The organism is Rossellomorea sp. GCM10028870 (genome assembly GCF_042666755.1).
GTDB lineage: Bacteria > Bacillota > Bacilli > Bacillales > Bacillaceae_B > Rossellomorea.
This window is the reverse complement of the sequence record NZ_JBHTGN010000004.1, coordinates 153070-174979: the sequence shown is the minus strand read 5'-3', so window position 1 is coordinate 174979 and position 21910 is coordinate 153070. Positions and strand designations below refer to the sequence as shown.

General features: G+C 45.7%; 18 protein-coding genes and 1 other annotated feature. Of the genes, 2 read left to right on the top strand and 16 right to left on the bottom strand.

The features are described from left to right. Positions 1-123: 123 nt before the first annotated feature. On the bottom strand, positions 124-669 hold the full coding sequence (locus ACFQWC_RS17130; RefSeq protein WP_299741437.1) for a GNAT family N-acetyltransferase: 546 nt from the start codon (positions 667-669) through the stop codon (positions 124-126). A 179-nt stretch (positions 670-848) separates the two neighbouring features. Here ACFQWC_RS17130 and ACFQWC_RS17125 point away from each other — a divergent pair, with 179 nt between their 5' ends. Beyond that, on the top strand, positions 849-2462 hold the full coding sequence (locus tag ACFQWC_RS17125) for an amidohydrolase (RefSeq protein WP_377108643.1): 1614 nt from the start codon (positions 849-851) through the stop codon (positions 2460-2462). A gap of 84 nt (positions 2463-2546) precedes the next feature. Here the strand turns inward: ACFQWC_RS17125 and ACFQWC_RS17120 are convergent, their stop codons facing one another. From ACFQWC_RS17120 to ACFQWC_RS17110, 3 genes are read right to left on the bottom strand one after another with little or no spacing between them, the layout of a single operon-like run. After that, complete coding sequence (locus ACFQWC_RS17120) at positions 2547-3680, bottom strand: DEAD/DEAH box helicase (protein WP_341357317.1); 1134 nt, start codon at positions 3678-3680, stop codon at positions 2547-2549. Positions 3681-3684: 4 nt separating this feature from the next. After that, entirely contained in the window at positions 3685-5043 is a 1359-nt protein-coding gene (locus ACFQWC_RS17115; protein ID WP_341357316.1) for an ATP-binding protein, read from the bottom strand. 60 nt (positions 5044-5103) lie between these two features. Beyond that, the gene (locus ACFQWC_RS17110; RefSeq protein ID WP_341357962.1) at positions 5104-6297 is read right to left on the bottom strand and encodes a cation:proton antiporter; all 1194 of its coding nucleotides are present in this window, start codon (positions 6295-6297) and stop codon (positions 5104-5106) included. A 147-nt stretch (positions 6298-6444) separates the two neighbouring features. Between ACFQWC_RS17110 and ACFQWC_RS17105 the strand changes: the two genes are divergently transcribed. Continuing rightward, entirely contained in the window at positions 6445-6750 is a 306-nt protein-coding gene (locus ACFQWC_RS17105; RefSeq protein ID WP_299741432.1) for an AbrB/MazE/SpoVT family DNA-binding domain-containing protein, read from the top strand. Between the two features lie 94 nt (positions 6751-6844). Here the strand turns inward: ACFQWC_RS17105 and thrB are convergent, their stop codons facing one another. From thrB to ilvD, 12 genes are all read right to left on the bottom strand, one after another. After that, positions 6845-7780 (bottom strand): homoserine kinase, encoded by a 936-nt coding sequence (gene thrB / locus ACFQWC_RS17100; RefSeq protein WP_377108640.1) that lies wholly within the window; start codon positions 7778-7780, stop codon positions 6845-6847. Beyond that, positions 7777-8838, bottom strand: a complete 1062-nt coding sequence (gene thrC, locus ACFQWC_RS17095; protein ID WP_299741430.1) for a threonine synthase — start codon at positions 8836-8838, stop codon at positions 7777-7779. The genes thrB and thrC overlap by 4 nt, the downstream gene beginning before the upstream one ends. Next, positions 8835-10133, bottom strand: coding sequence for a homoserine dehydrogenase (locus tag ACFQWC_RS17090; protein ID WP_299741429.1), 1299 nt, complete (start codon positions 10131-10133; stop codon positions 8835-8837). The genes thrC and ACFQWC_RS17090 overlap by 4 nt, the downstream gene beginning before the upstream one ends. Before the next feature lie 390 nt (positions 10134-10523). Further along, positions 10524-11507, bottom strand: coding sequence for a threonine ammonia-lyase (gene ilvA / locus ACFQWC_RS17085; RefSeq protein WP_299741428.1), 984 nt, complete (start codon positions 11505-11507; stop codon positions 10524-10526). Then, the gene (gene leuD / locus ACFQWC_RS17080) at positions 11507-12112 is read right to left on the bottom strand and encodes a 3-isopropylmalate dehydratase small subunit (protein ID WP_377108637.1); all 606 of its coding nucleotides are present in this window, start codon (positions 12110-12112) and stop codon (positions 11507-11509) included. The genes ilvA and leuD overlap by 1 nt, the downstream gene beginning before the upstream one ends. Positions 12113-12123: 11 nt before the next feature. Further along, positions 12124-13539: a 3-isopropylmalate dehydratase large subunit gene (gene leuC, locus ACFQWC_RS17075; protein WP_299741426.1), complete on the bottom strand. Its 1416-nt coding sequence runs from the start codon at positions 13537-13539 to the stop codon at positions 12124-12126. A gap of 147 nt (positions 13540-13686) precedes the next feature. Next, complete coding sequence (leuB, locus tag ACFQWC_RS17070; protein ID WP_377108635.1) at positions 13687-14799, bottom strand: 3-isopropylmalate dehydrogenase; 1113 nt, start codon at positions 14797-14799, stop codon at positions 13687-13689. Positions 14800-14859: 60 nt separating this feature from the next. Beyond that, on the bottom strand, positions 14860-16413 hold the full coding sequence (locus ACFQWC_RS17065) for a 2-isopropylmalate synthase (protein WP_377108633.1): 1554 nt from the start codon (positions 16411-16413) through the stop codon (positions 14860-14862). Beyond that, positions 16400-17431 (bottom strand): ketol-acid reductoisomerase, encoded by a 1032-nt coding sequence (ilvC, locus tag ACFQWC_RS17060; RefSeq protein ID WP_299741423.1) that lies wholly within the window; start codon positions 17429-17431, stop codon positions 16400-16402. The genes ACFQWC_RS17065 and ilvC overlap by 14 nt, the downstream gene beginning before the upstream one ends. A gap of 67 nt (positions 17432-17498) precedes the next feature. Then, positions 17499-18023 (bottom strand): acetolactate synthase small subunit, encoded by a 525-nt coding sequence (gene ilvN / locus ACFQWC_RS17055; protein WP_299741422.1) that lies wholly within the window; start codon positions 18021-18023, stop codon positions 17499-17501. Next, positions 18020-19741 carry an acetolactate synthase large subunit gene (gene ilvB, locus ACFQWC_RS17050; RefSeq protein ID WP_299741421.1) on the bottom strand — a complete coding sequence of 574 codons (1722 nt, stop codon included), beginning with the start codon at positions 19739-19741 and terminating at the stop codon, positions 18020-18022. Before ilvB ends, ilvN begins: the two co-directional genes overlap by 4 nt. A gap of 237 nt (positions 19742-19978) precedes the next feature. Next, positions 19979-20238: a binding site (T-box leader), on the bottom strand. Then, on the bottom strand, positions 20239-21906 hold the full coding sequence (ilvD, locus tag ACFQWC_RS17045; RefSeq protein ID WP_299741420.1) for a dihydroxy-acid dehydratase: 1668 nt from the start codon (positions 21904-21906) through the stop codon (positions 20239-20241). It abuts the feature before it with no gap. Between the last annotated feature and the right edge of the window lie 4 nt (positions 21907-21910).

The following is a 21910-nucleotide window of genomic DNA, read 5'->3' as shown; positions in this document are numbered from 1 at the left end:
ATTCAAAAACAATGTTAAGTATGTGTATTAGTAAGAAAGGATAGTAAAGTTAATTGAATAAGGTTTACTTAAGTTAAGGCGCTGTTTATGTGATATAGACATAAGCAGCGTCTTAAATTTTGTTTAAAACTCTTCTTTTAACAGGGAACAAACAGCTGCATCGCAAAAGATACCCTTTTCAAATGCCGCTTTTCTCAATACTCCTTCAAACGTAAACCCCGCTTTTTCAAGGCAATTCTTTGAAGCTGTATTTTCCGGATCATAAAACGCTTCTATTCTATTAAGAGACATTTCTTCAAACCCGTACTGCAGGATCGGTCTTAAAACCTCGGTCATAACCCCTTGTTTCCAATACGTTGGATGAACTTCAAATCCCACCTCGGCCTTGAAGTGTTCTTTTTCCCATTGATGAAAACCGCAGCTTCCGATGATTTCGTCTGTTTCTTTTAGAGCAATCCCCCATCTGATCCCTTCATTCACCTGAAACCTCTCGCTCCATTTATTGATGATCTCAACAGCTTGTTTTTCTTCTTGAAACGATTCTAAGTCATAATATCGTGTAACTTCATCTTTTGAAAAATAATCAAATACTTGGGGAGCATCCCCTTCTTCCATCTGTCTTAAGCGGAATCTTTCTGTTTCAAGTACAGGGAAGGTTCTTGTCAGCATAATCATTCTCCTTTTCTTCTTGTTCTCTTTTACTATTCAACATTGTATTTTTTAATGCCTTCTTGAAAATTGAATTTTTCATAAAACCTTATACTCGTGATGAGAAACGTTCGTTTGTATTTTTTCCTTATTCTGGTTACAATCGATTTAGCATCTTGAAAAAGATTGGAGAGGCGAGGATGGATCATAAAGCTCATAAGATCATTGTAAGTAAATCCATATTTACGGGAAATGCTGTGTTCCCTTTTGATGGGTTCGTGGCCGTTCGGGATGACCGTATTATTGGAGTTGGTCCCCGTACAGAGATGATAAGCTTTACAGGACCATCGACAGAAACATGGGATGTTGGAAACCGCCTGGTGATGGCAGGTTTTCATGACTTTCATCTTCATTTGTTTTTAGGGGCGATGTTCGAGGGATTCTGTCAGCTGACATTCGGCCATTCAGAAGAAGCGACGGCAAAAATGGTTGCGGAGTATGCAAAGGACCATCCAGATGAAGAATGGGTCCTTGGATTCGGCTGGCATCACGTACGCTGGCCTGGGCATACTCTTCCCTCCCGTCACTCTCTGGATCAGTACATGTCCCACCGTCCCGTTGTGCTTCTGAATGAAGAAGCTCATAGTGCATGGCTGAATACAGCTGCTCTTCAGAAATTGGGAATTCATCGGGATACTCCTGAACCCCCTTTTGGAAAGATTGAAAAAGACGAGCATGGGGAGCCGACCGGCTTTTTGTATGAGACCGCTGTTCAGTATGTCATTGAAGCTTTTAAGTTTGATGAAAAAAAGAAAACCAGGCTGATGAACGGGATGTTGGCTAAGACTTCATCCTACGGCATAACCTCTGTTTCTGATATGCTTCCTCTTCCCGGATATACTTTGGGGGATCCAGCTTTTTATAGGACCTTTGAGGAAAAGGGAACACTGACGACGAGAATTCATTTTTTGGATGTTTTGAACGGAAACCTTGAGCGTGGTATCAGATTCAGGGAAAAGTATCAATCCGATAAACTTCAATTTTCCGGCTCGAAGCAGTTCCTGGATGGTGTCCCCCTCACCTATACGGGCTTTTTGCTTCAGCCGTACTCGGACCGTCCTTCTGAAACCGGCGGCACAATTTATGATTCTCACGTTTACCAAAAATGGATTGAAGACGCAGACCGGGAAGGTTTCAGGATCCGCCTGCACGCATGTGGCGACGCTGCGGTCCGGTTGGGACTGGATTTGTATGAGCATGCCCGGAGTGTAAACGGGGTGCGGGATTCACGCCATACAATCGAGCATATTGAAGTATGCAGTCCAAGTGACTTCGATCGGTTTGCGAAGTTAGGCGTCATTGCATCCATTCAGCCTGAACATCTGACATCAGGGTCTATGGATACACATGCCTACTTAGACAGGCTTGGTCCGGAAAGGGCTCGATTCACCTGGCCGATTGGATCCTTGCAGAATCATAGGGCCAGTATCGCTTTCGGAACGGACTTTCCGATTGTGGACCTGAATCCCATGCTTGGTCTTTACCGGGCGGTTACCAGAAAGCATGAGGACGGAACTCCTCAAGGCGGCTGGAATCCTCATGAAAAGATTTCATTAGCAAATGCATTGATTCATTATACGAAATCCCCTGCCTACGGAAACTTCAGAGAGCATGATTTAGGAACGATCGAAGTCGGAAAGAAAGCGGATTTAGTCGTCTTGGACCGGAATTTGTATGATGTGGAAGCAGAGGAAATGCTGGAGACTGGTGTTTGGATGACATTGATGGATGGAAACGTTGTGTTTGGAAGTTAGGATTATTATTTGGGATGGGTAGACATCACCACATCCAGTTAAAAAACAGAGGTCCGTCCCTCAACGGACCTCTAATTATTTATTTTACTTTTGTTCCGGTGCTTGAAGTCCCCCGCCTCGAATGGTTTTTTCTTGGAATGGGAGGTTGAGTTCTTTGCTCAGTTTCTCGAGGAAGCTCAGCTCGCGTTTGGATACGAGACAGATGACGGTTCCTTCCGCTCCCATGCGACCGGTTCTTCCTGAGCGGTGAATGTATTGTTTTGTATCGCTTGGGAAGTCGTAATGGACAACGTGTGTGACGTCTGTGATATCAAGGCCGCGTGCTGCCACGTCTGTTGTCAGAAGCATGGAAACTTTTCCTGAACGGAAGCGGTCCAGTGATTGCTTACGCTCCATCTTGTTTGATTCCCCTGCCAATACTTCCAGCTCGACTCCCTTATACTTCAGCTTTTCTTCTATTTCAGAGAGCTTCTCCAGTTGATTGAAAAATACAAGTGCTTTGATTCCTTTGAAATATGAAATGCTTCTTAGAGCTTCCATTTTGTCTCTCAGCTCACTGTATACATACACATGATCCACTTTCGGGTTATCGAGATTGGCTTCCATTTTGACGATTTCATGGTTTTGCAATAATGATTCTGCTACGTTCTCGGTTTCGTCTGATAAAGTGGCCGAGAAGAATAGAACCTGACGCTCTTTTAAGGTGGCTTTGATGATATCCTTCACTTCACGGATATGTTCTGATGAGATCATTAAATCGAACTCATCGACGACGATGGTTTTCACTTCATGCATCTTCAGCTTTTTCATTTTCATCAATTCGATCAAGCGACCCGTTGTTCCCACTACGATATGTGGCTTTTTCTTCAGTTTCTCTACTTGCTTCTTAATGTTCGCTCCTCCAATGAACGCCGCGCTCGTGACGTCGGTACCCTTCGCCCATTTCTGGATTTCCTGCTGGATTTGCATGACAAGCTCTCGTGATGGAGCAAGGATGACAGCTTGAGCCTGTTTTCTTGATGGATCAATGGCTTGGATGATCGGAAGCAGATACGCAAGCGTCTTCCCTGTTCCCGTCGGAGATTCACAAACAACATCTCTCCCTTCCATGATGAGAGGTACTACACGCTCCTGTACAGGGGTTAATGAGGTGAAGCCGGATTCTTCCCAGTTCTTCTGGATTGACGGTGTCTTAATAATGGTTGATATAGAGTTCATGCTATTAGTCCTTTCTTAATCCGCGAGAGGCGGTCAGAATCTCTTGATCCACGATTGGCAAGCTGATTTCCACTGCGGTTCCTTTTTCTATTTCACTTTGAAAGTGTAAATGTCCTTTATGTCGTTCAATAATCTTTTGACAAACGGCCAGTCCAAGGCCCGTCCCTTTTTCTTTCGTTGAATAGAATGGTTCTCCAAGGTGCCCGATTCTTTCAGGGTCCATGCCGACTCCATTATCCGTCACAATTACATGGGCAGCCGATGCCCGCTCTTCCAATGTGATCGAAACGATTCCATCTTTATAGTCAGGTATGGATTCAACCGCATTTTTAATAATGTTAATGAACACCTGCTTAAGCTGATTTCCTTCCCCCAACACATATAACGGTTTTTCCACCTTGTTTTCATATTGAATGGATACATTATCAAGATGGGCTTGGGCTTCCATTAGCACCAGTACTTGTCTGAGGATGTCATCCAGCTTTTCATGACGAAAATGGACTTCCTGCTGTTTACCAAGTATCAGCATCTCCCCTGAGATCAGGTCAATCCGATCCACTTCAGAGAGCATAATGTCCAAATGATCATGGTTGATTCTATTGCTTGTTTGCATAAGCTGGATGAACCCTTTCAAAGATGTGAGGGGGTTGCGGATTTCATGCGCTACGGCAGCCGCAAGCTGTCCAATGACAGAAAGCTTTTCGGAAGCGACCACCATTTCTTCATTTTCACGATGAAGAGTGATGTCCCTTGCAATGGCAAAAATTCCTGTCACTTTTCGATTAATGATAATCGGGACAAGAGAACATCGCAGGATTTTCCGTTTGTCATTGGCTAAATGAATGGTCGTTTCAAAGGTTGACGCCCAGCCTTTGAAGGTCTGAAAAAAGTACTCAGTTACTCGTTTCATCTCGCCTTCATCCAAAAATTTGCTGAATTTCACTTCTTTCAGCTCTTCATGGGTGGATTCAAGCAATCCTTCTGCTTCAGAATTCACGGACACCACATTTCCATCCAGGGTCAGCTCCAATACCGCGTCAGGATTTTGTTCAAATAAGGAATGATAATGCTGATTCCTTATTTGGAGTTGTTTCTCTTTCTTCTTTAATTTTTCATTGGAGAGTATTAATTCATAGGTTCTCCTGTATACCAATAGAAAAATAATCATACCTGTTACAAGTGTAAATAACCAGCCTTTATAGCGCTGAAAATATATATACATACTTAGCTTTTCATGAGCGAGAATCATGGAAAAATAGTCGGACAATATAATCCACACAACGCCTAATAGCACATAGGTGACAGAAATTCTTAAGGCAATGTCTTTTGCTTGTTTCATTTTGGAGGTTTCACCTAAATTCAAAATAGTCTTTCTCCTATGGTTTCTCAGTTCTTACCAATTTATCATAAATTCTTTGACGACTTATTTTCTTTTCAAAAAGAAAGTAGACAAAGGGTAAATTCCTACACTTTGAATGATGAGAGAAAGCAGGATGACTCCAAATGTTAAGGAGTTCAGAAGCTGGGGTCCTTGTCCATCCATGCCAAGTAACAAGGCAACAGACATGGTGCCTTTGATGCCAGACCAGGTTAATATGAATACTTCCTTCCATCCGTACGTTTTTCTCCACGTTTTCTTCATTTTGACAACACCAATAATAATAACATAGCGCACGAGTAAGGAGAGTATAAATAGGAAGAAGATCCACCCGAATAATGAGAAAGACAAATACTGTGTCGCCTGGATCCCGATTAGTAGGAACAAAAAGGTTAGAATGGTCGGTTCAATGACGGACCAGAAACCATCCAGATCCTTCCTGAAATGATTTTCTTTAATCGTTCTTCCGTATTCATAAGAAAGCACGATCCCTGAGGATACTGTAGCCAGCACACCTGAAACGCCAAGCTCTTCCCCTATGTAAAAGGTTCCGTAAGCAAGAATGATGCTAAGCATGATCTGGTACCTGGAGTCCGTTGTGAAATGGATGGCCTTACTCGCCAGCCAGCCGAGTGTAACACCAATCACGACTCCTCCTAAGGAAACTAAAAGAAACTCCCAAAGGAACAAAGAAGCTGAAAAAGTTTGTTCCCCAAAGTAGATACCTGCCACGACCGTAAAGAGAACGATGCTTGTACCATCATTGATCATTGACTCCCCTTCTACTATATCTGCTATGTCTTGGCGACTGGAAGATTCCTTCAATATCGACACAACGGAAACTGGATCAGTAGGCGTTAGGATTGTTGCGATCAAGAGAGCTTCTACATATGAAATAGAGAGCCACGGATGTAAACCGTAATAGAAAAGCACACTCATTAAAAGGATCGTGATGATGATGCCGATCGTACTTAAGAGAGAGATGATTCCCGCATGCTTTTTTAAGGCTTTTGGTGAAAATTGGTATGCCGAAATAAATAATAGTGCGGGTAAAAACCATTCAAAGATAATGTCTTTCGTTAGGGTGACGTCAGAAAAGGCAGGTATGAACGACAGTCCGATTCCAAGCAGAAGTAAAACAACCGGAACAGGAACATTCTTTTTCTTTTTATCAATGGTATATACACTGTAGCCGATTACAAGCAAGAACAGGATGTGGATTGGTTCGATGGGTAGCACCTCCAAACAATGGGTTATACCTTTTTATTCCTCTGTCCCCCTCCTATTAAACGTACCCAACCATCTTCCTGTTTTTTCAAAATTGTGTTTATTTTTCATTTAAAAGGAAAATAGAGAAGCAATGATAGTGAAAGCAGGTGATGCGACATGTTGAGCATGATGTATGGAAGCAAAACATTCAGTAAGAGCGGATCAATCACCCTCCCACATAAATGGAGACAACAGTTTGGACTAGTACCCGGAAAACTTGCGGAACTCGTCTATCAAAACAACTGCATCTATATTAAGAGAGCGTTCAAAGACTCCACACATAACAAGCGATACATCTCAGAAAAAGGTACCGTCCACATCCCAAAGGAAATCCGTGAAGAAATGGGCATGACTCATCAATCATCCTACTACCTGATCGTAAATGAAACAGAGAATTGCTTTATGATTACCCTGGAGAAATAAAACAAATAAAGCTCAAGACTGCTCAACAAAGACCCCAGGACCTGGAAGAACAGTGCGCAAAAACAACACAAAACAAGGTCCGTCCCTCACTCGTTTAAAGCGATGAGGGACGGACCTTTGGTTGTTGGGTGGTGATGCTGCTTCCCGATGAGGAGATGGATAGTTTCCGGACGTCCATGCTTGGGAAGGACTGTTCCAGCTGCCGTGCGAGCCAACCACTTGCTTCCCGTTCCACAAAACAGGCAATCGTCGGCCCGGCACCACTTAAGGCGACACCGAATGCCCCGAACCGGCCCGCTACCACTTCTACTGCATCGTAGTGAGGAAGCAGCTTTCTCCGGTGGGGCTGATGATACCTGTCTCGCTTCATCATCTTCCCAACCGTTTCCCAGTCACCGGTCAGGAACGCAGCCACCAATACGTTTGAAATCGCGCCTGCCTCCACGGATTCTTCAAAGGAAAGACTGGCCGGAAGTACATTTCTGGATTCCGATGTTTTCAGTTCAGCTTTAGGGATTACACAAATCACATCAATAGGAAGATCAGGCACCGATAAGAGACTCACACCCGTTTCATGCTGACAGCTGACCACAAACCCACCATAGAGTGACGCCCCTACATTATCGGGATGACCTTCAAATCGATTCGCAAGTGCCAGTTTCTTTTCTTGTGTGAGATTCAGCTCACACAGGGCATTGGCAAGTTCAATGCCCGCCACAACCGCTGCTGCACTGGAGCCTAACCCTCTCGTTAAAGGAATATCACTCGACACGTAGAGGTGACAAGGAGACGGCTTCTTACCATAGTCATCTGCCACTTCTTTCACGATTTCAACAATAAAATGTGTCTCATCAGCAGGAAAGACCTCAAGGGCAGAAGAAAGGGGAATCACTTGCCAATCTTCTGCTTCATGTGCCTCGACCGTTAAAAATACATTTAACGCCAAGCCCAGAGAATCAAATCCAGCGCCTAAATTGGCTGTGCTTCCCGGGACAATGATCTTCCAGGAGCGGGGATCACGTCTTTTCATACGCCGATTGTCCCTTTGATGTAGTCCTTCACGATTTCACGATCGTTTGGCAACTTCGCCGGTGTGACCGGACTGCAATCCATGGCCGTAACCGGATCCTTTAAGCCATTACCTGTCAGCACCGCCACTACTTTTGATCCTTCTTTAATCAATCCTTTATCTAATGATTTCTTTAGTCCTGCAATCGATGCACATGAAGCGGGCTCGGCAAAGATCCCCTCTTTACTTGCAAGCAGCTGATAGGCCTCTAGAATTTCGTCATCGGTTACTTCATCAATATGTCCGTTTGATTCCTCCAGAGCGTCTACAGCTAATGACCAGCTTGCCGGGTTCCCGATTCGGATCGCAGTGGCAATCGTTTCAGGCTGAGGAAAGACCCTGTCATGGACCAGAGCTGCTGCTCCAGATGCTTCGAAGCCAAACATTCGTGGTAAAGTTGAAGCTTTAAGATGGTGATATTCTTTGAATCCTTTCCAATAAGCTGAAATATTTCCTGCATTACCGACAGGGATCGCAAGCACATCAGGGGCTTCACCTAATCCTTCAATGACTTCAAAAGCGGCCGTTTTCTGTCCTTCCAAACGATACGGATTCACTGAATTCACAAGAGTGACAGATTCGGTTTTGCTTAACTCACGGACGATTTCCAGAGCTTCATCAAAATTTCCCTCGATCGAAATAACTTCGGCACCATACATGACAGCTTGAGCTAATTTCCCTTGAGCGATTTTCCCCTCGGGGATGACCACGATACATTTGATTCCTGCCCTTGCTGCGTAGGCTGCGGCTGAAGCAGAGGTATTTCCAGTAGAGGCGCAAATGACCGTCGAACTGCCTGACTCTACCGCTTTGGCAACGGCGAGAACCATTCCGCGATCTTTAAAGGAGCCGGTAGGGTTTGCACCCTCTACCTTTGCATACAATTCGATGCCCCATTCCCGGGACAACGTCTTTAATTCAACTAAGGGAGTATTCCCTTCATTTAAAGTTAAAAGAGGAGTGTCATCATTTAATGGAAGATGTTCCCCATATTGCTCCAATAACCCTTTCCACCTCATCCTTTGTCTCCCCCTTCTACACGGTATGAACTTTCAATCGAATGAATGGCTTCATAATCCTTAAGCTCCATAAGAATATCTTCGTAATGATCAAGAGATGCTTTATGAGTCACAAGGACAATTTCAGCAAATTCGTCACTGTCTAACGGATTCTGAAGAATCTTTTCGAAACTGACGCCATGATTGGAGAAGATGGAAGTGAGTTTTGCTAAGACGCCTACTTCATCCTGAACGTGCAGCCGCAAGAAATATTTTGAATGAATTTCATTCCGTTCTTTTAATTTTTTAGGGAATTGCGGATTCACGGCACTCTTACCAGTGACTCCCAATCTCATATTCTTCATGATTCCTACCATATCTGATACAACGGCTGTGGCAGTCGGAAGACTTCCCGCTCCCGGGCCGTAAAACATCGTTTCACCAACCGCTTCCCCGTATACGTAGACTGCGTTATATTCATCATGAACCGATGCCAGTGGATGCTCATTTTGTAGCAAGGTAGGCTCCACACTCACCTCGACACTTTCCCCTTCACGGTGAGCATAGCCGATGAGCTTCATTGTGTAGCCGAATTGCTCGGCATATTGGATATCATCACCCGTCACTTCTGTAATGCCTTTCACTTTCACATCCGCTAAATCAACGTTCATGGAAAACCCTAACGTTGAAAGGATGGCCATCTTTCTCGCCGCATCCAAACCGCCGACATCTGCCGTCGGATCCGCTTCTGCATAGCCTAAATCCTGGGCTTCCCGGAGGACATCATCGAAGGTCCGTCCCTCTTTCGTCATCTTCGTCAAAATAAAGTTGGTTGTTCCGTTGACGATTCCCATCATTTTAGTGATTCGATCCGAGGCGAGGCCATCTACTAAACTTCTTAAAATCGGGATACCGCCTGCGACACTGGCTTCGTAGAATAGGTCGCAGCCGTTTTCTGAGGCTGCTCTCAATAATTCCGGTCCGTGAAGCGCCATAAGATCCTTGTTTGCCGTTACGACATGCTTCTTCTGGTGCAGCGCATGGAGGAGGTGTTCCTTCGTTTCTTCAATTCCTCCCATTACCTCGACCACAATATCAATTTCAGGATCAAACAGGACTTCCTCAGGATTTAAGGTCAGTATGTTGTTTTCCATTTCCAGCCCTCTATTTTTCTCTAAATCCTGAACAAGGGCTTTCTTTACCTTTACAGGGCAGCCAATTTGATGGGACAGTTTATCCTGATGATTCTCTACAATCTTCACCACTCCGGCTCCCACCGTTCCGAGTCCTAAAAGTCCGATTGAAATTGATTCCATAAGCCGAAAACCTCCATTTGTTTATTTCTGATGTACATTTGTTCTTTTATAGTGGACATTATAGTAGAAAAAATTACCTATTACAATAGGTATTTACGTATTTTTAGAATGTAAGAGCTTTCAATTCCGGTAGATTATAAGCTTGTTTTGTTTATAAATCTTTCTATTTTCACTCTTTTGTGACATGAACAGTGTTTCGTAGGGAACTTCAGGCAAAATTTGAGCTGATTTTGTACGCCTTAGAGTGCTATCCCTCGGTTGTTGTGCCACTTCCCGCCAAACTTGTGCCACTTTCCGACTTTGTTGCGCCAAATTGTGAACAAAGTAAAAACCCCTATTAATAACAGAGGACCGCTCCTAACTAACACGCAGTTAAGAGCCGCCCTTCTTTTACACAATATGATGCAGCTGTCTGGCCATTTTGGATAGATCCCGATACACAGGAATCTTGCTTGGATCGGCATTACCGCCACTGATGACACAGCCGACTTTCTTTCCATGTACCTTGAGCTTTTGGCACATGGCTGCCGCTAAGGATGCTGCTCCTGCTCCTTCAACCAGCGTTTTTTCCCGTTGAAGCATAAACATGATGCTATAGGAGATTTCTTCATCCGTAACGGTGACCATATCGTCTACAAGTTCTCGGATGATCGGAAACGTGAGTTCTCCAGGCTTCTTCACCAGGATGCCATCGGCAATGGTGTGCACATGCTCCAGGGATCCTTTGTTTCTGCCTGTAAAAAAGTTATACGTAGCCGGTGCTCCCAGTGCCTGTACGCCAACGATTTTCACTCGCGGGTTAAAGGTTTTAACGGCCAGTGCCATTCCGGCCAACAGACCGCCTCCGCCAACAGGTACCAGGATCATGTCTAAATCACTGAGTTGCTGAAGCATTTCCAGTGCGACTGTCCCTTGCCCAGCCATCACTTTATGATCATCAAATGCATGAACATACGTTGAGCCATTTTTGACTTTCTCTTCAAGTGCTGCCCCGTAAGCTTCCTGATAGGTGTCTCCAGTCAGGACAATTTCAGCTCCGTAATGTTTCGTTGCCGCTATTTTTGTGGAAGGTGTTCGTTTCGGCATGAAGATTTTCGACGGAACTCCGCGCAGGGAGGAAGCCAGTGCCACACCTTGGGCATGATTTCCTGCAGATGCGGCAATGATGCCTCTTCCCGCTTCTTCTTCAGACAATGACATGATTTTATTCATTGCGCCTCTTACTTTGAAGGAACCTGTTCGCTGCAGGTTCTCCATTTTCAAATAGATCTCTCCACCAGTGAACGTATTCAGCGTCGATGATTGCTTTAACGGTGTTCGATGCACCTGATGACTGATTCTTTCCATCGCTTCTACAACTTCAGTGTTATCCATTAAATTCCCAAGCTACTCACCTCATAATTTTTTTCGTATTCTTCAATATTATTTCCGTAATGTAACGTCAAATCAATCTCATCCAGTCCTTTCAGAAGCATCGTCTTCCAGTAAGGATCAATGTCAAAAGAGACGCGTAATCCTTCTGAATCACAAATCGTCTGATGCTCAAGGGACACTTCAATTTTATATAAATCTACATGGCTCTCATTTTTCAAAAGGGCATCCACTGTTTTTTCATCCAGTTGAATCGGAAGGATCCCATTTTTCAAACAATTGTTATAAAAAATATCTGCGAAGCTTTTCGCTATGATCACTTTAAACCCATAGTCCTGAAGGGCCCAGGGGGCGTGTTCCCTCGAAGAACCGCACCCAAAATTCTTTCCGCCAAGGAGAATCTCGGCGTTTTGATACTGAGGTGTATCTAATGAGAAGTCGTCTCTTAGCGATTTCCCGTCGTCTTCAAACCGCCAATGATAAAACAAATACTGACCAAAGCCTTTACGCTCGATCCTTTTTAAGAACTGTTTTGGTATGATTTGATCGGTATCTACATTGTCTCTCCTAAGAGGAAACACTTTTCCTTCCACATGATTGATTGCCATCTTTTCACCTCCTAAGAAATCGGCATTTTTTCAAGCTTTCGTACATCTGTCAGTTTTCCGGTCACGGCAGCCGCAGCGGCCATGGATGGGCTGAGTAGATGCGTTCTAGAGCCATTACCTTGCCTGCCTTCAAAGTTCCGGTTGGAAGTAGATGCACAGCGTTTGCCTGGGGGCACGATATCATCATTCATAGCCAGACACATGCTGCAGCCAGCTTCCCTCCACTGGAATCCTGCTTCTTTAAAAATGGTATCAATGCCTTGCTCTTCAGCCTCTTTCTTCACTTTAAACGAGCCCGGAACAACCAAAGCGGTCACGCCCTGCTTTACAGTATGCCCTTTTACCACCTCAGCCGCCGCTCTCAAGTCACTCAAGCGTGAATTCGTACACGAACCAATGAACACATAGTCAACCTCAATGTCCTCGATTCTCATTCCCGCCTCGAGCCCCATGTATTGAAGCGCCCTTTCAACCCCTTCTCTCTCAGAAGGATCCCGGTACTCCCCTGGGTGAGGGACGGACCTTGAAATCCCCGCGCCCATTCCAGGGTTCGTTCCCCAAGTTACATGAGGTTCGATTTCTTCACCCTTCACCTCAATTTTGTGATCATAAGTTGCGTCACTGTCGCTCGTTAGCAATCGCCACTCTTCTCTACATTGTTCAAACGGTTTATCCTTAGGCAGATATTCTCTTCCTTCTAAATATTCGAAGGTCGTCTCGTCGGGACTGATTAAACCTGCCTTGGCTCCTGCTTCAATGCTCATATTACAGACGGTCATTCTTTCTTCCATTGATAGATTGCGGATCACGTCACCCGTGAATTCGATGACATAACCGGTTCCAAATCCTACCCCGTAGGTAGAGATGATGTTTAAGATTACGTCTTTGGCCGTGACACCGAATCCCAACTCTCCGGACACTTCGACTTGAAGTGTTTTTGGCTTCGATTGCCAGAGGGTTTGGGTTGCCAATACATGTTCCACTTCACTCGTCCCAATCCCAAAGGCCAGTGCTCCGAACGCTCCGTGTGTTGAAGTATGGCTGTCTCCACATACAATCGTTTTTCCTGGCTGTGTCAAACCGAGCTCAGGTCCGATAACGTGGACAATCCCTTGATCAGGATGGTGAATATCGGCTAGAGTGACGCCGAATTCCTGACAATTTTTCTTCAACGTATCCATTTGCAGCCGAGCAATTTCATCTCTGATGATGTGACGCTCTCTCGTCGGTACGTTATGATCCATCGTGGCATACGTTAAATCCGGTCTTCTCACCTTGCGATTCTTTAAGCGAAGACCTTCAAATGCTTGGGGAGACGTTACTTCATGTACAAGGTGCAGATCAATATACAATAAATCCGGCTTTCCCTTTTCTCTGTGCACAATGTGTTTTTCCCATATCTTTTCGATGATATTTTTCCCTGCCATGAACTCCCTCCTGGTTTCGTAAGATTATTATTCAGTTAAGACTGTTTTGGTTGAATGGTTGCTGAGTGAGTAGTGATTGCTTTCCGCTCCAATCAACTTCTTTATTATCTAATTGCTTACACAAAAGCAATCCCAGCAAATTCTATCCTACAAGTACGCCGCCAAGATCGAAGACAGCGCATGATCCGCTTCCAACCTCTCCACAACCAGCTGACTCATGGCACCCGTTCCTACAACGGTTCCACGACCCATCGTCCAAAGATCTCCTGTACGGTATCCGGCATTCAATACTTCCTGAACGGCCATTTCAATCATTTCAGCTTCTTCTTTTAAGCCAAAGGAATGACGCAGCATCATGGCAACCGATAGAATCATAGCCAGTGGATTTGCTTTTCCTTTTCCAGCGATATCAGGTGCAGACCCGTGTACCGGTTCGTAAAGACCGAAGGAGTCTCCTCTTAAACTGGCGGAAGGCAGCATTCCCAGTGAGCCTGTGATCATGGAGGCCTCGTCACTCAGGATATCCCCGAACATATTCTCAGTCACCAGTACATCGAATTGCTTCGGCTGATACATCAGCTTCATGGCAGCGACATCGACCAGCATGTGCTCCACTTCCACATCCGGGTAATCAGCCGCCACTTCATTCACGACTTCGCGCCACATTCGACTTGTTTCCAAAACATTTGCCTTGTCAACGGACGTTAATTTCTTCTTGCGTTTTTGAGCCAGCTTGAAGGCTTTATGAACGATCCGTTCGATTTCACTTTTTTCATAGACCAGTGTATCGACGGCTACTTCATCCCTTTTTCCTTGACGACCCGACGGCTGACCGAAGTACAATCCCCCTGTCAGTTCCCGGACAATCACTAAGTCTACTTCTTCAACGATGTCACGCTTTAACGGGGAAGCACCAAGTAAACTTTCAAATGCTTTAACCGGGCGCAGGTTCGCGAATAAGTCGAACTCTTTACGGATGGCCAGGAGCCCTTTTTCAGGACGAAGCTCTTTCGGAAGATGCTCCCATTTTGGTCCTCCTACAGCCCCAAGCAATACGGCATCACTATTTTTACAAAGCTTGATTGTTTCAGGAGGTAATGGTGTACCGAAGCGATCAACGGCAGAGCCACCGATATGACCCTTTTCTACCTCGAACTCATGACCGAACCAATCACCCACTGCTTTCAGTACTTCTAATGCCCCGTCCATGATCTCTTGACCGATACCGTCTCCTGGTAGTACAGCGATTTTTTTCTTCATTAGAATTACCTCCTGTTTTTGGTTTGTATGAGGAGCCTAGAATGACAAGGCTCCCATAGTTTATAAGCTCGCTTCCACCGCTTCGGGCTCCCTGGAGTGTGATTTCCGTTGAGCTGAGCGATTCACGGCATTTAAATAAGCCCGTGCCGATGCTTCTAATACATCCTGGGCGGTTCCTCGTCCACTAGTGTTTTCTCCGTTATATTCGAGTCGGACATATACTTCTGCAAGGGCATCCCGGCCCCCTCCGACTGAGTTGATCTTGTAATCTAATAATCTGGAAGGACTCGGCAGGATCTTTTCGATTGTATTGTAGATGGCTTCTACACTTCCTGACCCCGTTGAAGCGAGCTGGGTTACGCTGCCGTCTTCAAACTTCAATTCGATCGTAGCCGTCGGGATATTGCCCATGCCGTATTGGACCTGCATTCTTTCTAATGTAAATCCGACAGCTTCGGCCATTTCAGTTTGCTTATTCGTCAGGATGCTGAAGAGATCTTCATCGACGATTTCCTTCTTCTTATCAGCCAGATCCTTGAATGCATGAAATGCTTCATTAAGCTTCTCATCTGAAAGTTCAAATCCTAATTCAACCACTTTATTTTTAAAGGCGTGACGTCCTGAGTGTTTTCCCAGTACCAGTCGGGTTGCATTCACTCCGATCAGTTCAGGGGTGATGATTTCGTACGTAGTTTTTTCCTTCAGCATTCCGTCCTGATGAATGCCTGATTCATGAGCGAAAGCATTATCACCAACAACCGCTTTGTTAGCCGGTACTCTCATCCCCGTCAGCTTACTGACAAGAGAGCTTGTTTTCTTAATTTCATCCAGCTTCAGGCGGGTTGTCGCACCGTAAAAATCTTCCCGGATTCTAAGAGCGACTGCGATCTCTTCCAGAGCAGCATTCCCAGCTCTTTCCCCGATCCCATTGATCGTTCCTTCGATTTGATCCGCTCCGTTTTCAATGGCAGCCAGTGAATTGGCTGTGGCCATTCCCAGATCATCATGACAATGAGCAGATAGCTTTACTCCGTTGATATTCGGAACGTTTTCTCTTACGTACCGAAACAATTCACCGTATTTATGAGGGGTAATATACCCTACCGTATCAGGAAGGTTAATGACCGAAGCCCCTGCTGCAATGACTCTCTCCATGATCTTCACCAAGAAATTCAAGTCTGTCCGGCACGCATCTTCTGCCGACCACTGAACCACCGGGAAAAATTTCTTCGCGTACTGAACGGCCTGGACCGCTGTATCGATGACCTGATCCGGTGTCATCTTCAGCTTATGAGTCATGTGAATGGGAGAGGTGGCCAGGAACACATGCAGCCTTGGTTCTGCCGTTCCTTTAAGCGATTCCCATACCGCATCGATGTCCCGCTGTTGAGCACGAGCAAGCCCCGTAACAGAGCTGTTCTTGATCGTGGAACCGATCCGCTGCACGGCATCGAAGTCTCCTTTGGAAGCTGCAGGAAACCCGGCTTCAATGACGTCTACTCCCAGCCTTTCAAGCTGCTTCGCAACCTCGATTTTTTCAATCGTATTCAGATTTACGCCCGCTGACTGTTCACCATCTCGTAGGGTTGTGTCAAAAATCTCAATGGTTCGCACTCGCAACCACTTCCTTTTCTTTAGTAGAAGGTTTCTGTACAAAAGGCATCATTTTACGAAGCTCTTTTCCAACCACTTCAATCGGGTGCTGACTTTCACGCTGGTTGATCGCGTTAAACTCTGGACGGTTCGCCTGATTCTCCAAGATCCATCCCTTCGCAAATTTCCCTGTTTGGATATCCGTTAATACTTCCTTCATGCGGGCTTTCGTTTCTTCGTTCACAACTCGCGGACCTGAAACGAAGTCTCCCCATTGGGCTGTGTCGGAGATCGAGTAACGCATTCCTTCTAATCCTTGCTCATACATTAGGTCAACGATCAGCTTCAATTCGTGTAAACACTCGAAATAGGCGACCTCTTTTTGATAACCGGCTTCGACCAGCGTTTCGAATCCTGCTTTTACAAGGGATGTCACTCCTCCACACAGAACCGCCTGTTCCCCGAATAGATCGGTTTCTGTTTCTTCCTGGAAGGATGTTTCAAGAATCCCTGCACGTCCGGCACCTACCCCTTTTGCATACGCAAGGGCCAGTTCACCTGCTTGACCTGAAGCATCTTGATAAACCCCAAAGAGTGCTGGTACTCCGGCTCCCTCTTCAAATGTTCTTCTTACCAGGTGTCCCGGTCCTTTCGGCGCTACCAGGAATACATCTACATCTTCCGGAGGAACGACTTGATGGAAATGGATATTAAATCCGTGTGCAAATGCCAGTGCTTTACCTGGTGACAGGGCCGGTTTGATTTCTGCTTCATATACTTTCGGCTGATGCTCATCCGGCAGAAGAACCATGATGACATCTGCCTGTTCACTTGCTTCGCGGACGGAGTAGACATCGAATCCGTCCTTTTCCGCCTGGTCCCACGACTTTCCTTTTCTCAATCCCACTACAACATCAAATCCGCTTTCCTTCAGGTTTTGAGCATGTGCGTGACCTTGTGAGCCATAACCAACAACCGCTACCTTCTTCCCTTTTAAAACCTCTTCATTCACATCTCCGTTATAATATACCTTTACCATTTCCCTCATCCTCTCCATTTTTTGAATAGTAAGTTTTTTTTAAATGTGATTTTCATCGCTACAGCTTCTAATTCACGATTGAATACTGTTTTATTTCCGTAACTGATTTCCCATTGCCCCTTGCGAAAGCTGTGATGCCTGTTCGGGCGATTTCTTTGATGCCATAAGGTCTTAATAGATCAATGATGGCTTCTATCTTGGATGTTTCACCTGTTACCTGGACGGTTACGCTGTCTCTTGCCACATCAATGATGGCGGCTCTGAAGGGTTCTACGATCCCATTGATTTCGGATCTCGTCTGCCCTGTACTTAACACTTTGATGAGTGCCAATTCTCTTGCGACGACTCCTTGATCGGTGATGTCTGAAACCTTGAGGACATCAATTTGTTTATGCAGCTGTTTTAAAAGCTGTTCGATTTTGCGATCGTCTTCTACATTGACGACAAAAGTCATTCTTGAAATTCCTTCGACTTCTGTATAGCCGACTGAAATGCTTTCGATGTTGAACTGACGCTTTGTAAACAATCCGGTTACTCGATTTAATACACCGCTCCGGTTATGAACGAGAGCCGTTACAATCCGTTTCCTCATGGTTTCACTCCTAACATTTCGTGTAATCCCTTACCTGGAGCTACCATCGGGTAGACATTTTCCTTTGGATTCACCCAGCAATCAATGAGCACTGGTTCATCACTCGTTAAGGCTTCTTTTAAAACAGAATCGACTTCCTCCTGGGTTTTCACTTGATACCCCTTGATTCCGTACGATTCAGCCAGTTTCACAAAATCAGGCTGGGTGGAGAACACCGATTGAGAGTATCTTTCTTCAAAGAAGGTTTCCTGCCACTGTCTCACCATTCCCAGTGTACCGTTATTAAGAATAACCACCTTAACGGGAAGGTTCAGCTCTTTTAGCAGTATCAGCTCTTGCAGAGTCATTTGGAATCCGCCATCTCCTACAAAGGCAACCACCGTACTTGATGGGTTTGCTAACTGGGCTCCGATTGCTGCCGGAAATCCGAATCCCATCGTGCCAAGCCCTCCGGATGTGACCCAATTATTCGGCTTTTTGAAGGAGTAGTATTGTGCCGCCCACATTTGATGCTGTCCCACGTCCGTGGTGACAACCGCTTCCCCGTTCGTCATTTCGTATACCTGTTCAATCAAGCGTTGAGGAGAGAGCACATCGTGAGCCTGGTTATACCAGAAAGGATATTCCCGTTTATATGACTTAAGATGCTGATGCCAGGCATCGAAATCGGGCTTTTCCGTTTCATGTTGAAGGAGTTTAGCAAGTGCCTGTTTCGCATCGGCAACGATTGGTATCTGTGTTTCAACATTCTTCCCGATCTCAGCTGGATCGATGTCGATATGGACCACTTTGGCCCGTGGTGCAAAGGTAGCAAGATTCCCTGTTAACCGGTCATCAAATCTTGCTCCGATATTGATGAGCAAGTCACATTCATGAATGGCCATATTGCTTGCATAGCATCCGTGCATCCCTGCCATACCTAGAAACAACGGATGATCAGCAGGAAATCCGCCTAAACCTAAAAGGGTATGAATCACAGGAATGTCATATTGCTCTGCGAAACTCTTCAGTTCTTCTGTTGCCTTTCCGTGAAGTACTCCTGCCCCGGCTAAGATGACCGGCTGTCTGGAAACCTTAATGGCATCCACCAGTTTCTTGATTTGGAGGGGATTTGGATAAAAGTTAGGCTGATACCCCGGTAAGTCCATTTCTACTTCGTGTGCCGGATACGCTTGCTGCAGGGTCAAGTCTTTCGGAATGTCGACGAGTACGGGTCCAGGCCTTCCGGTTGATGCGATATGAAAGGCTTCCTTCACAATCCTCGGTAAGTCTTTAATATCCCGAACCTGATAATTATGCTTTGTGATCGGCATCGTAATGCCAACAACGTCCGCTTCCTGGAATGCATCAGTTCCGATCACCCCTGAAGCCACCTGCCCAGTAAAGACCACCAGAGGCAATGAATCCATCATGGCATCTGCAATCCCTGTCACAAGATTCGTAGCTCCCGGTCCCGATGTGGCAATCACCACACCCGGTTTCCCTGACACCCTGGCATATCCTTCCGCCGCGTGGATGGCCCCCTGCTCATGGCGGGCAAGTACGTGCTTGATCGGGGCTTTGTAAAGAGCATCGTAAATCGGCAAGACCGCTCCCCCAGGATATCCAAACAGAATCTCAACCTTTTCCTCCCTTAAAGCTTTCATGAGCATATCAGCACCGTTGACGTTTTCTGTTAGTGTCTGTGAAGCCGGTTCTGCCTCTACTTTCGCTCTCATTTCCTATCTCCTCCTTTTATTAAAAGCACAGGCGGCTTGGTCAGGCCCGACATGCATAAGGCAAGGTCGCTGAAAAGGCGCCTTTTGCCTTTTTGGCGAGATTGACTTATGACCTCGAGGGCCTAGCCGCCGGAGCTGGATATATTAAAAGCACCGGCGGGGAACCGCCTGAGCTATATCAATCCAATTTCCCAAACAAAAAAGACCTTTTCACCCACTACGACAGAGTTCATCTTTCGCAGGGGCGAAAAGGTCTTCATCCTTTCCACGGTACCACCCTAATTCAGAGATAACGGATATCATCTCCCTTTGCAGGCTGATCGGTTTCACCAGCCTTTGTTTTTGTAACGAGTAGCATCTACTCGATCGTTCCTACTTTTAGAGGTTCAGAACGATACTCAGAGGGGATGTCGGTATTGGATGTATTACTGGTTTGCAGCACCACCAGCTCTCTGAAAATACGATTTCCAACCCTTTTACCTCTTCAACGCTTTACTTTATTCCGTTTTCAAAATTCCACCTGTACTAGCTGATGTTACAAGCTTGGCATATCGTGCTAAGTAACCTTTTCTGATCTTCGGAGGGGGCTGTACCCACTCCTTTTGCCTGAACTGAAGTTCCGTTTCTGAAACCATGAGGGAAATCGTTCGATTCGTTAAATCTATGAAGATGGGATCTCCATTTTCAACAACACCGATTGGTCCTCCTTCAGCAGCTTCCGGTGAGACATGACCGATTGAAATGCCTCGTGATGCTCCTGAAAATCGACCGTCTGTCATGAGTGCCACTTTCTTTTCCAGGCCTCTTCCTGCAATGGCTGCCGTTGGTGCCAGCATCTCCGGCATCCCCGGACCACCCTTTGGCCCTTCATAACGGATCACCACTACATGCCCTTCTTTCACTTCTCCACTTTCAATTCCAGCAAGGGCGTCATCCTGGGATTCGTATACAATCGCTTCACCCATAAAGGTTTTGATGGACGGGTCGACTGCTCCGACTTTGATGACCCCACCATTTGGAGCAATATTTCCAAAGAGTACGGATAATCCTCCGACTGGACTGTGAGCGTTGTCCCTGCGACGGATGACATCGTCATTTTGAATATGAGCATCTTGTACGTTCTCATAAAGGGACTTTCCTGTTACCGTGATTCGATCCTTGTGTACAGCCCCCATTTCACATAATTCTTTAATAATGGCGCTGACCCCTCCAGCATTATGAACGTCCTGCATGGAGTAATCAGAGGCTGGGCTTATCTTGGATAAATAAGGTACTCGTTCTGCGACTTTATTGATACGGTTGATGTCGTAATCAATCTCCGCCTCATTCGCAATGGCTAGTGTATGAAGGACGGTATTGGTGGAACCTCCCATAGCCATATCTAAAGCAAATGCATCGTCGATTGTATCTTCCGTAATGATGTCTCTTGGTTTAATATCCTTCTTTACCATTTCCACTAAATATTTGGCCGCATCCTTGATTAACTGATGTCGCTCATCAGAGGTGGCAACGATTGTTCCATTTCCCGGAGGAGCCATCCCGAGCATTTCCATCAGGGAATTCATGGAGTTCGCTGTGAACATCCCCGAGCATGATCCGCAAGTCGGACATGCATTGGCTTCTATGTCAAGAAGCTGTTCAGCCGTCATCCTTCCTGACTGATGGGCCCCAACTCCCTCGAAAACGGATACGAGTGATAATGGCTTCCCTTCGCTCGAAACCCCCGCTTCCATCGGGCCTCCCGATACAAAGACAGAAGGGACATTCGTCCGGACTGCCGACATGAGCATTCCCGGTGTGATCTTGTCACAGTTTGGAATGTAGAACACTCCGTCAAACCAGTGAGCATTGATGACGGTTTCTGCTGAGTCGGCGATCAGTTCCCGACTTGGTAATGAGTACCTCATCCCGATATGTCCCATGGCGATCCCATCGTCAACACCGATTGTATTGAATTCGAATGGAATGCCGCCCGCTTCCCGGATCGCTTCTTTTACCACTTGGGCAAATCCGTTTAAATGCATATGACCGGGAATGATATCAATGTATGAGTTACACACCCCGATGAATGGTTTTTCCAAGTCTTCAAGCTTCACTCCCGTAGCGTACAGTAAACTGCGGTGAGGAGCCCGGTCGATTCCTTTTTTGATCATGTCACTTCGCACGTCA